This is a genomic window from Paracoccus sp. (in: a-proteobacteria) (genome assembly GCF_047973135.1).
Classification (GTDB): Bacteria; Pseudomonadota; Alphaproteobacteria; order Rhodobacterales; family Rhodobacteraceae; genus Paracoccus.
The window spans coordinates 24,292-35,120 of sequence record NZ_JBKEBL010000183.1 but is presented as its reverse complement, the minus strand read 5'-3'; the positions used below and the strand labels follow the sequence as shown (position 1 = coordinate 35,120).

Here is a 10,829-nt window from a genome sequence, read left to right as displayed (position 1 = left end):
CCGGCAATTGCAGCCCAAGTATTTCGGTTTTTGTAGCCCTTCGGGACTTTTGTTCGCGATCTGCCGCCTGCGACGAAACAGCGATTTCCGTGCGGCGGGCACAACCGGATTCAAAACCCGCGCCGCATGCGTCGCAGCGCGGGTTCAGAAGATGAAAAGCCGATATTCGGCGCTGTTGTCGCTTTCCCAGGTTTCGTGAATCGGCGAGAGAGCGGATGTGAGTCCGAACAATGGCTTGCGGGCATAGATGCTGTTCCATGTTTGTGAACTGACCCCAAAATGTGCTAGAGTCCGCAGACATTCACTTTGCGGCGATGACGGTTGCGGCGAGATGCCAATTGGCGGTGTAACTGCAGGCCGTCTTTTCGTAACGCGTGGCTATAGCTCTGAATTCCTTTATCTTTGCGAAGAAGTTCTCGATCAGATGCCGCCATTTATAGGCGTGTGCCTGGTGACAACCGCCATTGCGCGGGAAATGGCAGCATTCATGTGGGATATCGCACGCCGCACCATGCCTGCGCACTGAATGCGCGTCCACATGCGCCCAATGGCGGGCGCGAGGTCGATGCCAAGGGAATATCCGACAATCGCTTTGTGGCCAGCTTCGTGCCGATGCCCGTTGTAAGACAGGAACAGCCCCGAGACGCACAATCGGTCATGCGGTATCCAGCCCGCGTATCAGAGCTTGTTCACCGACGTCTTCAGACCTCGTGCCCACCTTTGGGTGTCCAGATCACGATAAACGCCCCGGCGTCACCGATCGCGTGGGAAAATACTTGAAAAAAGACATCAGAGTGTCGGGGTGGTCCCGAACGTCCCGCGCCAGCTTTTCCAGATCGACCTTTCGGGGGCGCCCCTCGCGCGTGGCCTTGGGCTCAGGCGACTTCGCCCATCGCGTCAAACTGGCAACCCCGACAGAAAAACGCGCCGCAGTCCGGGCAAAAGTCAGCCCTTCCTTCTCCTGAACGGATAAAACCTGGCGGCGGAAATCAAGTGAATAGGTCATGACACACAAATAATCAGTTTAATATCGCTTGGCTATAGCTCCATTTGTACCGCGCATCGCGAGGCGCCCGCAGGCGGCTGCCGGTCCTTGCCCATTTGCGGGGGAGCGTGCCCTGCTGGCCGACTTGGGCTTCATCCTGGAACCACACCTCCTGCGGCTTTCCCCGCGCCTCCGGAGGCAGCGCTTCAGCTACGATATAGCTCACGGAAGCCAATTTGATCATCAAATTGGCGCAGCATCAGCGTAAAATCAAATGGTTACGGCCTGACAACATAATCAGAAGAAAGTCGTCAGGCTATATTTCGGCGCTTGCGGCGGCTCGGGTGGCAGGCCGATGTCGCGGCGTAGATGCGGACTGAGTGCCTGGGGACAGGGCCGTGGCCTGCCCCGTCGGGGCATCGGCAAGGCCCGCAGGGTGGCCCAAAGGACCGCCCATCTGCCATGGCGGCACATCAGTCGTTCGATGACGCGGCGCGGCGTGCGACCGCGCGAGGGAAATTGTGCAAGCATGTGGTTCTCAAATGGCTGGCCCATGCGCGACACGGCCACAGCCATGCCCGCCGGCGACTGAAAATTCAGGACTGATCCGCTAAAAACAGCGGCTTATCCAGGAATTTTAAGGTGAAATCAGGCCTTTCGGGACGATGGTCGTCTTGCGACGGCAAAATCGGCCCGGCATGGCCGGAGGATTGCTGTATTGATGAAAATATCCATGTTCAGCCCTCCTTGGAAGCAGCCAGTGACAAGGAGTTCTTTTTGCCGCAGGGTTGCGGTGCGGGGCAACTCTGCCGGGATCAGCGGGCGGGATTGCCGCCTGTTTGTGGCAAAATTATCACAAATTGATGTTGGTCTGGCGGAAATTTCGCTTAGACCAGCGATTTCGACCCCATCGACAGGAACTTCTGGCGGCGATCCGTGATCAGATCGGCGGGCTTCTTGCCCGCCAGATCCTTCAGCATCGCGGCGATTTCCTTGCCCACTGCCTTGACCGTAGCGGCAGGGTCGCGCTGCGCGCCGCCCACGGGTTCGGCGATGATCCGGTCGATCACGGCCAGTTTTTGCAGATCCTGCGCGGTCAGGCGCAGGGCGGCGGCGGCGTCCCGCATCCGTTCGGAATCCTTCCACAGGATCGAGGCGCAGCCCTCGGGCGAGATGACGGAATAGATCGAATGTTCCAGCATGGCGATGCGATTCGCCGTTGCAAAGGCCACCGCGCCGCCCGATCCGCCCTCGCCGACAATGACGCTGACCAGCGGCACGCCGATTTCCAGGCATTTCTGGGTGCAGCGGGCGATCGCCTCGGACTGGCCGCGCTCTTCGGCCCCCTTGCCGGGATAGGCGCCGGGCGTATCGACGATGGTGATCACCGGCAGGCCGAAACGATGCGCCATGTCCATCAGGCGGATCGCCTTGCGATAGCCTTCGGGGCGGGCCATGCCGAAATTGTGGTGGATGCGGGTTCGGGTGTCGTCGCCCTTTTCGTGGCCGATGACCACGCAGGGCGCGTCATTGAACCGTGCCAGCCCCCCCATCACCGCGTGATCGTCGCCAAAGGTCCGGTCGCCCGCCAGTGGGGTGTATTCGCTGAACAAAGCGTCGATATAGGCGCGGCAATGCGGCCGGTCGGGGTGGCGCGCGACCTGTGTCTTGCGCCACGGATCAAGGGCCTTGTACAGATCTTTCAGCAGATCGCCCGCCTTCTTGTCCAGCGCGGCGGCCTCTTTCTCGACATCGACGGCGTTTTCGGCCTTGCGGGCCATGGTACGCAGTTCTTCGGCCTTGCCCTCGATATCGGCAAGCGGTTTTTCGAAGTCAAGATAGACCATATGCGGCAAGTCCCAGCAGGTTCGTCCTGCGGCCTTATATGATCGCCCGCGCTGCGGATTGCAACGCGCTGCCTGCGCGGCAATGTCACGGGCGGATCTCGACCTCGGTGCCCGTGGCGGTGGCGGCGAACAATTCGCGGATTTCGGCGTTCGAGACGGCGATGCAGCCCGCCGTCCAGTCATGGGGCAGGGTGATCGCGTCGGGCAACTGGTTCGGCTGGCCGTGGATAAAGATGTCGCCCCCCGGATCGACGCCCTGCGCGGCGGCACGGGCGCGGTCCTTCGGGCGGGGATAGTCGATCCCCAGCGACAGGTGATAGGCGCTGGAGGCATTGCGGCGGTTGATGTGAAACACCCCTTCGGGGGTCTTGCCGTCGCCCTGCATCCGCTTGTCGCCCTGCGGCGAGAAACCAAGTGCGATGCGCCAGGTTTTCAGGGCCTGCCCCTCGCGGAAGGCCGTCATCCGGCGGACCGATTTCTCGATCAGGATGCGATCCACCGGGCCGGTCAGTGCCGTTCCGGGCAGCGGCGCGTCGTGCCGGGGCATCATCAGCAGCCCCGCCGCGACCAGCAGCAGGACCAGTGTCAGCAGGGAAAACAGCGCCGCAAACCGTCTCATTGCAGGTCGGCAAACGCGTCCTGAAGGCGCCGCACCGCCTCGGCCACGCGGGCGCGGGGGGTGGCGATGTTGAAGCGCAGATAGTCCTCGCCTCCGCGCCCGAAGGTGGTGCCGTGATTGGCGGCGATACGGGCCTGCTTTTCCACCCGTGCGGTGAATTCCGCCGTGCTCATGCCCGTACCGGAACAATCGACCCAAGACAGATAGGTCGCCTGCAACGGCATTGACCGCAGGCCGGGAATCGCGTTCACGCCCGCGTCGAACAGGCGGCGGTTGCCGTCCAGATAGGCGACCAGCGCGTCCACCCATCCCGCGCCCTCGGGGGAATAGGCGGCGGCGACCATGTCCATGCCGAAGAAGGCAGGAGAGACGCCGCGTGCCGCCAGCGCGTCGCGAAACCGCGCGCGCAGGCCGTCATCGGCGATGATCGCGTTACCGATATGGGCACCCGCGATGTTGAAGGTCTTGGTCGCGGCGGTCAGCGTCACCAGCCGGTCGCGAATTTCCGGCACCTCGGTCGCGATCATCCGGTGCTGGTGGCCCGGCATGACCAGATCGGCGTGAATGTCGTCGGAAACCAGAATCAGGTTGTGCCGCGTGCAGAATGCCGCGACCTCGCGCAGTTCGGCCCCGGTCCAGACGCGGCCGCCGGGATTATGGGGCGAACACAGGATCAGCAGCTTTTCGCGACCCGTCAGCATGGTTTCCCACCGGGTCCAGTCCTTCCGGTACTGGCCATCCGCCACTGCCAGCGGCAGTTCCACCAGCTCGCGCCCCGCCGCGCGGATCACCCGCCCAAAGGCGTGATAGACCGGCGACATCACGATCACCCCGTCGCCCGGCTGCGTATAGGCGTCCAGCGCCATCGCCACGCCATTGACCAGCCCGGCGGCGGTCAGGATCCAGCCGGTTTCGATCTGCCAGCCGTGGCGATTGGCCATCCACCAGCGGATCGCCTCAAGATAGGGGGCATGCGCGCCGGGATAGCCATAGATGCCATGTGCCACCGCTGCCTCTGCCGCGCGCTGCACGGCGGCGGGGGGGCGAAAGTCCATATCCGCGACCCACATCGCCAGTCCGCCATCCGCGGCAGAGACGCCATAGCCGGCCTGCATGTCGTCCCATTTTGCACAATGTGTGCCGACGCGATCGATCACCTCGTCGAAATCGGGCTGGGTCATTGCGGGCCTCCTGTGGTTTTCCTTTTGCATGATATGCATACGCTGCTTGTTGCGTCAGGTGAAGGCATCGCCTAAATGCCTGCCCATGAACCTGCTTCCGATCCTGATTCATCCCGATCCCCGCCTGAAGAAAATGGCGGAACCCGTCGCCCGCGTCACGCCCGAGATCGAGGCGCTGGCCGCTGACATGCTTGCCACCATGTATGACGCGCCCGGTGTAGGACTGGCCGCGCCGCAGGTCGGCGTGTTGAAACGCCTGTTCGTCATGGACGCGACCCGCGACCCCGAGGCCGAGCCACGGCCCACCGTCCTGATCAACCCCGAGATCACCTGGACATCGGAAGAACAGCATACATTTGACGAAGGCTGCCTGTCGCTGCCCGACCAATATGCCGAGGTGACGCGCCCCGCTCAGGTTCGCATGCGCTGGCTGGGGCTGGACGGCAAGACCCACGAACAGGATTTCGACGGCCTGTGGGCCACCTGTTCGCAACACGAGCTGGATCACCTGAACGGGGTTCTGTTCATCGACCACCTGTCCGCGATCAAGCGGCAGATGATCACCCGCAAGATGGTCAAGCTGAAACGAGAGCGCGCACGTGGCTGACACCGGAACGCAGCCTCCGCTTCTGCCCGGCAACCTTGCCGCTCCTGGGGGCGGGCAGGTCCGGGCGATCCTGATCCACCCCGATCCGGTGCTGCGGGGCATATCCCAGCCTGCGGGTTATCTGAACGGCACGGAACTGGCCTGCCTTGCCGCCGATCTTCTGGCGACGATGTATGACGCTGGCGGGCGTGGCCTTGCCGCGCCGCAGATTGGTATCCTGCGGCGGATTTTCGTGATGGATGCGGGCTGGAAAGAGGGCGCGGCGCGGCCTCTGGTCATGCTGGATCCCGAAATCCTGTGGACCTCGGACCGGCACGAAACGGGGCAAGAGATGTGCCTGTCCATCCCCGGCCAGCCGGTCGGGGTAATGCGCCCCGTCAGCGCCGAAATCGGCTGGTACGATCTGTCCGGCACCTATCACTGCGCCGATTTCACGGGTATCGCCGCGCGGATCGCCCTGCACGAGGCCGACCATCTGGACGGCCGCCTGATCGTGGATTTCCTGTGACCGTCCGCGCCTTCCTGCCCTATGCCGACCGTCGCCTGCACATGCCGGCCGAGCCGGTCGCAGCCGTGACCGAAACCGTGCGCATGGTCTGGGACGACATGATCGACACGATGGAGGCGATGCCCGGCGTCGGTCTGGCCGCGCCCCAGATCGGCATCATGCTGCGGCTGGCCGTGGTGGACGCATCCGAAAAGCGCGGGCAGGTGGTACGCATGGCCAATCCGCAGGTGCTGCATGCCAGTGTGCAGATGCGCAGCCATGACGAGGCCAGCCCGAACCTGCCCGGAGTCTTTGCCCCGGTGACACGCCCGCGCGCTGTGACGGTGCGATTCCTGAACGATCAGGGCGAAACCGAGGATCGCGATTTCGTCGGGTTATGGGCGACCAGCGTGCAGCATCAGATCGACCATCTGAACGGGCGGCTTTACGTGGACCACCTGTCGCCGCTGCGCCGCAAGATGCTGGTCCAGAAATCCGCCAAGCTGGCCCGCAAGGGCTAGCCGGGATCAGGGGGTGTCATGCGTGTGATCTTTATGGGAACGCCCGATTTCTCGGTTCCGGCGCTGCGGGCCGTGGCCGCCTCGCATGATGTCGTGGCGGTCTATTCGCAGCCGCCGCGCGCCGCCGGGCGCGGCTATAGGCCCCGCCCCTCGCCGGTGCAGGCCGCCGCCGAAGCCCTGGGGATCGCGGTGCACACGCCGTTGACGCTGCGCGATGCTGGGGCGCAGCAGGAATTCGCGGCGCTTCAGGCGGATGTCGCGGTGGTGGTCGCCTATGGGCTGATCCTGCCACAGCCGCTGCTGGATGCCCCGGGCCTGGGCTGCCTGAATATCCACGCCTCGCTGCTGCCGCGCTGGCGCGGGGCGGCCCCGATCCACCGGGCAATCATGGCGGGCGATGCCGAAACCGGCGTCGCGATCATGCAGATGGAGGCCGGGCTGGATACTGGCCCGGTCCTTGCCGAGGCGCGCACGCCCATCGGCGACACGGAGACCACCGCCGATCTGCATGACCGGTTGGCTGCGATGGGGGCAGAACTGATCGTCCGGGTTCTGGACGGCCTGCCCATGCCCGCCCGACCGCAGGCGGCGCAGGGCGTGACCTATGCCGCCAAGATCGACAAGGCCGAGGCGCGGATCGACTGGACCCGGCCCGCCGCGACGATTGATCGGCAGATACGCGGGCTGTCCCCCTTTCCCGGCGCATGGTGCGACATCGCGGCCGAGCGGGTGAAACTGCTGCGCAGCCGCGTGGCTGACGGGACGGGCCAGCCGGGGCAAGTGCTGTCCGGTTTCCGCATTGTCTGCGGCGACGGGGCGGCGGTCCGGATCCTGCAAGCGCAGCGTCAGGGCCGGAAACCGATGGATGCCGATGACCTGCTGCGCGGCTGGACCTTGCCCGAACGTCTGGATTGAGGGCCGGGCGGGGAACCCGCCCTTCGCGCCTGCTGCGGCGGGGCTTGCCCCGCCCGGCAGGCGCGAAAGCCCCCTAACCATGTTCTTCCGCCGCAGTTTCGACCAGGGCCCGGTTCAGCGCCCGCAGCGCATCGATGTGATAGACGACTCCCAGAATTTCGGGATCGTCCGCGCCAGAGTCCTCCGGGCGGATCACCGGCAGAAACGCTGCTCCGCTGCGGTCGAACTCGCGCAGCGCGGTCTCCAGTGGAATGCCATCGATCAGAAACTGCCCCGCCGCCAGAACATTGCGCGCCAGATCCGGGGCGGGGGCGTTCGGGGCGTCCATCGGGCGGCGAAGCGAATTGATGCGCATCTTTTGCGGCAGCCAGACCTGCGGTCCCTCGGCAATATGGATGTCGCGGTTTTCAAGCTGGGTCAGAAAGAACGACCGGTGCACCAGCCGGGATGCCAGGGCCGAACTCAGTGAAACGGCAGTCATCACCGCGATGCCCGTATGCCAGTCTCCGGTCAGTTCAAAGATGATCAGCGCGGTGGAAATCGGCGCGCCCAGAACGGCGGCGGCGACGGCACCCATGCCCGCGAAGGCATAGACATTCACCGCCCCCGACATCTGGGGGGCCAGCGCCGTCGCGACAAAGCCGAAGGCCAGCCCGGTCAGCGACCCCATCACCAGCGCGGGCGAAAAGATTCCGCCCCCCATCCGTCCGCCAAGCGTGATCGCGACGGCCAGCGCCTTGACTGCGGCAAAGAGGATCGTTTGCCACAGCCCGATCTGCCCGGTCAGCGCAGCATGGGTGGTTTCGTATCCGACGCCGATGATATGGGGAAAGGGTATGGCGATGGCACCCAGCAGCAGCCCGGCCAGGGCGGGCCTGCTCCAGCGGGGCCAGCCCAGCCAGCCCATGACGCGATTGCCGATCCGTTCGGCCCGGAACACGCCGGCCATCATCGCCGTTGCCACAAGGGCCGAGACCAGCCCCAGCAGCATGAAGGCCGGCAATTCGACGTAAAAGGCCAGATCCATCTGGTCGGGCAGGGTAAATTCGGTGATGCCGCCAAATTCCAGCCGGTTGATCACCGTTCCCGCCACCGCCGCAATGGCGATAGGGGCAAAGGCGTGCAGGGCGAAATGGCGCAGGATCACCTCGTGCGCGAACAACGCCCCGGCAATGGGCGCGTTAAAGCTGGCGGCGACGGCCCCGGCCACTGCGCAGCCCAGAAGATCGCGGCCGGTCATCGGGCTGGCCTTGATGCGGTTCGCCACTGCGGTCGAGACGACACCCGCCAGATGCACCACCGGCCCCTCGCGCCCGGAACTGCCCCCGGTTCCCAGTGTGATCAGCGAGGCGGCGGCCGAGGCAAGCCCGGCGCGAATCTCGACCCGTCCGCCCTCCAGTGCGGCACCCTCGATCACGTCGGACACCGCGCGCACCCGCCCGTCAGGGGTAAAGCGGTCGAGGATCAGCCCCACCACCGCCCCTCCGATCACCGGAACGATCAGCACCCAGTACCAGGGCAGGCCCCGCGCCGCCGAGGCCAGCGTCAGATCGTCCGCGCCATAGATCAGCCGCTGCAATTCGCCGATACCCAGCCGGAACCCTAGTGCGGCAAAGCCTGCGCCGATCCCGATCAGCAGGGCCAGCAGCCAGAACTGCATCTGACTGGGGCCGCGTACGCGCATGATATGGGCCGCGTGACGGGCGCGGCGGCGCAGGAAGCGCCAGCCAAGGGCGGGCCATGCCAGCACCGGCAGGCGCCACGAATTCCAGACCGACTTTCCGGTAAACTTGCCGCGCATCCCCGCCTCGCCCTTTCGGGCCAGCGAATCACAAAAGCGTGGCCGGGTCCAGCATTGCCGGAAGGCTTTCGTGCAATCGCTTCAGGCCGCCCGGCTGCCAGCCCGACGCGGCCAGCGCCGCGCAATCCGGCACGCGCAGCGTCGAGGCGTCGGCGCGCGGGGGCAGGGGGTGCGGACAGCGGGTCAGCCGGGCGATCCCGGCCAGCAGGTCGTGACGGTCCAGGATCAGGTCGCTGGCATTGACCGTCAGGGGCGGCGCGGGATGATCCAGCAGCAGCATTGCGGCACGGGCCAGATCCGCTGCGTGCAGCTCGGTCGCGACGCGGGGGGGGATGTGGCGGCCGGCAAGATAGTCACCGAACAGCCCGCGCCATTTATGCCCCGGACCCGGACCGTAAATTCCCGTCGCGCGGATCGCGGTCGTCCGCAGGCCCTGCTGTGCAGACAGGCGGCGCAGATGATCCTCGGCCCCGGCCTTGACCTCGCCATACAGATTGGCGGGGCAGGCGGGCAGGTCATCGGCAAGGCGGGTGCCGGGCGGGTGGCCGTCATGGACCGCACGCGAGGACAGGAACAGGATCCGCCCCACCCCCGCCTGCGCTGCCGCATCGAACAGCCTGACCGAGCCGTCAAGATTCGCGCGGCGAAACCCCGCCGGATCGTCGCCCTCGCCACCGCGAAAGCGTCCGGGCAGATGCGCGAAGGCGCAATGGATCAGCGCATCATGGTCAGAAAGGTCCGGCGCATCGCCAAGCCTGAACCCCGCGCGGTGATCCAGCAGCGTCAGGCGATGACCCGCCCTCAGCGCGGCGGCGGCGATAAATCCGCCCGCAAAGCCCGACGCGCCGGTCATCGCGATGCGCATCAGGCGGCGGGCCGGTCCTGCATGGCCAGATCGGGAACCGGCCCCCCCGCCGCGATGCTGCGCCACAGCTTGATCAGCGGTCCCAGCAGATGCGCCTTGTCATGGTCCTGCCATGGCTTTTCATATTGAAAATGCAGGATGCGGATGTCCTGCCAGCTCCATAGTCCGGGCATCTTGAACCAGACATATTGCAGCATGTTGTGATGGATCGACAGGCCGTGCCAGTCGGGGAAATAATGCTGAAGAAAACTCTGGTCGGTGCGCCGCCAGAACCGGCCGGGCCGGTCCAGCGCCGCCAGCATCGCCTTGAAGCTGCGCGGATCGGGGCGGGCGGTGAACACGCCCGAATTCATCCGGTGAAACCCGTCCAGCCCGTCATAGACATTCGGCGCGGCGCAAAATTCCGGCAGTTCGAACAGCTTTTCAACGCGGCGCAGCACGATGGCGTCGGCGTCGATAAAGACGCAGCGGTCATAATCCAGTTGCCACAGCCGCAGCTTGACGAAATTGTCCAGCGGCGTGTGGAAATCGGGCTTGCCGCCCCGTGTAAAGGCCGCGCGGGCATGCAGGGCGTCGCGGGCATGGGCGCGGTCGAACGCGCCAGAGGTCGGCAGCAGGTCTGCGGCGATCAGTCGCGCCCCGTGATGGCGCAACCGTGCCAGATGCGCCGGTGACAGTCCGCGATGCATCACCACCAGATCGGCCTGCGTGCCGGTCAGCCGCAGCGACCGCAACAGCGCCTCGGCCCCCGGCAGATAGTCGGGGTTGGTCACAAGCGTGACATAGGCGTGATCGGCGCGGCGCGGCGTTTCGGCCAGCAATCCCTGCGGCAGGGCGCTGCGGCGCAGGGGGAAAATCTGGTTCGTGGTCATGTCGGACTCCGTTCTGCGCAATGGTGAACTTCAAACTGGCGCGACAATGTGGCAATCCCGTATGAATTTCATGACAGAACGCAGCGGGGCTTGCCAAGTTTCCCGCCCCGTCATGCGCAGATATTCGCG

Annotated in this window: 11 protein-coding genes and 1 pseudogene; 4 read left to right on the top strand and 8 right to left on the bottom strand. The window is 65.3% G+C overall.

The features are described 5' to 3' along the window. Positions 1-301 precede the first annotated feature (301 nt). From ACK5L9_RS14105 to ACK5L9_RS14085, 5 genes and pseudogenes are all read right to left on the bottom strand, one after another. Positions 302-454 (bottom strand): annotated as a pseudogene (locus ACK5L9_RS14105) (IS5/IS1182 family transposase); the annotation flags it as partial. A 279-nt stretch (positions 455-733) separates the two neighbouring features. Next, positions 734-1,006, bottom strand: a complete 273-nt coding sequence (locus ACK5L9_RS14100; RefSeq protein ID WP_416912104.1) for an IS630 transposase-related protein — start codon at positions 1,004-1,006, stop codon at positions 734-736. An 866-nt stretch (positions 1,007-1,872) separates the two neighbouring features. Further along, the gene (locus ACK5L9_RS14095) at positions 1,873-2,832 is read right to left on the bottom strand and encodes an acetyl-CoA carboxylase carboxyltransferase subunit alpha (protein WP_416912103.1); all 960 of its coding nucleotides are present in this window, start codon (positions 2,830-2,832) and stop codon (positions 1,873-1,875) included. Between the two features lie 85 nt (positions 2,833-2,917). After that, a complete protein-coding gene (locus ACK5L9_RS14090; protein WP_416912102.1) occupies positions 2,918-3,451 on the bottom strand; it encodes a L,D-transpeptidase family protein in 534 nt (177 codons plus the stop codon). After that, on the bottom strand, positions 3,448-4,632 hold the full coding sequence (locus ACK5L9_RS14085; RefSeq protein WP_416912101.1) for a MalY/PatB family protein: 1,185 nt from the start codon (positions 4,630-4,632) through the stop codon (positions 3,448-3,450). Before ACK5L9_RS14085 ends, ACK5L9_RS14090 begins: the two co-directional genes overlap by 4 nt. An 85-nt stretch (positions 4,633-4,717) precedes the next feature. Here ACK5L9_RS14085 and def (ACK5L9_RS14080) point away from each other — a divergent pair, with 85 nt between their 5' ends. Genes def (ACK5L9_RS14080) through fmt form a run of 4 tightly spaced genes read left to right on the top strand, consistent with a single transcriptional unit; the run spans position 4,718 to position 7,162 of the window. Then, positions 4,718-5,239 (top strand): peptide deformylase, encoded by a 522-nt coding sequence (def, locus tag ACK5L9_RS14080; protein ID WP_416912100.1) that lies wholly within the window; start codon positions 4,718-4,720, stop codon positions 5,237-5,239. Further along, positions 5,232-5,747 carry a peptide deformylase gene (locus tag ACK5L9_RS14075; protein ID WP_416912099.1) on the top strand — a complete coding sequence of 172 codons (516 nt, stop codon included), beginning with the start codon at positions 5,232-5,234 and terminating at the stop codon, positions 5,745-5,747. Before def (ACK5L9_RS14080) ends, ACK5L9_RS14075 begins: the two co-directional genes overlap by 8 nt. Next, positions 5,744-6,247 (top strand): peptide deformylase, encoded by a 504-nt coding sequence (gene def, locus ACK5L9_RS14070; RefSeq protein WP_416912098.1) that lies wholly within the window; start codon positions 5,744-5,746, stop codon positions 6,245-6,247. The genes ACK5L9_RS14075 and def (ACK5L9_RS14070) overlap by 4 nt, the downstream gene beginning before the upstream one ends. Positions 6,248-6,265: 18 nt before the next feature. Further along, positions 6,266-7,162 carry a methionyl-tRNA formyltransferase gene (gene fmt, locus ACK5L9_RS14065; protein WP_416912097.1) on the top strand — a complete coding sequence of 299 codons (897 nt, stop codon included), beginning with the start codon at positions 6,266-6,268 and terminating at the stop codon, positions 7,160-7,162. Positions 7,163-7,235: 73 nt separating this feature from the next. Here fmt and ACK5L9_RS14060 read toward each other — a convergent pair whose 3' ends face one another. The 3 genes from ACK5L9_RS14060 to ACK5L9_RS14050 are packed head-to-tail and all read right to left on the bottom strand — an operon-like array spanning position 7,236 to position 10,700. Then, entirely contained in the window at positions 7,236-8,963 is a 1,728-nt protein-coding gene (locus ACK5L9_RS14060; RefSeq protein WP_416912096.1) for a chloride channel protein, read from the bottom strand. Between the two features lie 28 nt (positions 8,964-8,991). Then, on the bottom strand, positions 8,992-9,828 hold the full coding sequence (locus ACK5L9_RS14055; RefSeq protein ID WP_416912095.1) for an NAD-dependent epimerase/dehydratase family protein: 837 nt from the start codon (positions 9,826-9,828) through the stop codon (positions 8,992-8,994). Continuing rightward, the gene (locus ACK5L9_RS14050) at positions 9,828-10,700 is read right to left on the bottom strand and encodes a glycosyltransferase (RefSeq protein ID WP_416912094.1); all 873 of its coding nucleotides are present in this window, start codon (positions 10,698-10,700) and stop codon (positions 9,828-9,830) included. The genes ACK5L9_RS14055 and ACK5L9_RS14050 overlap by 1 nt, the downstream gene beginning before the upstream one ends. Positions 10,701-10,829 lie beyond the last annotated feature (129 nt).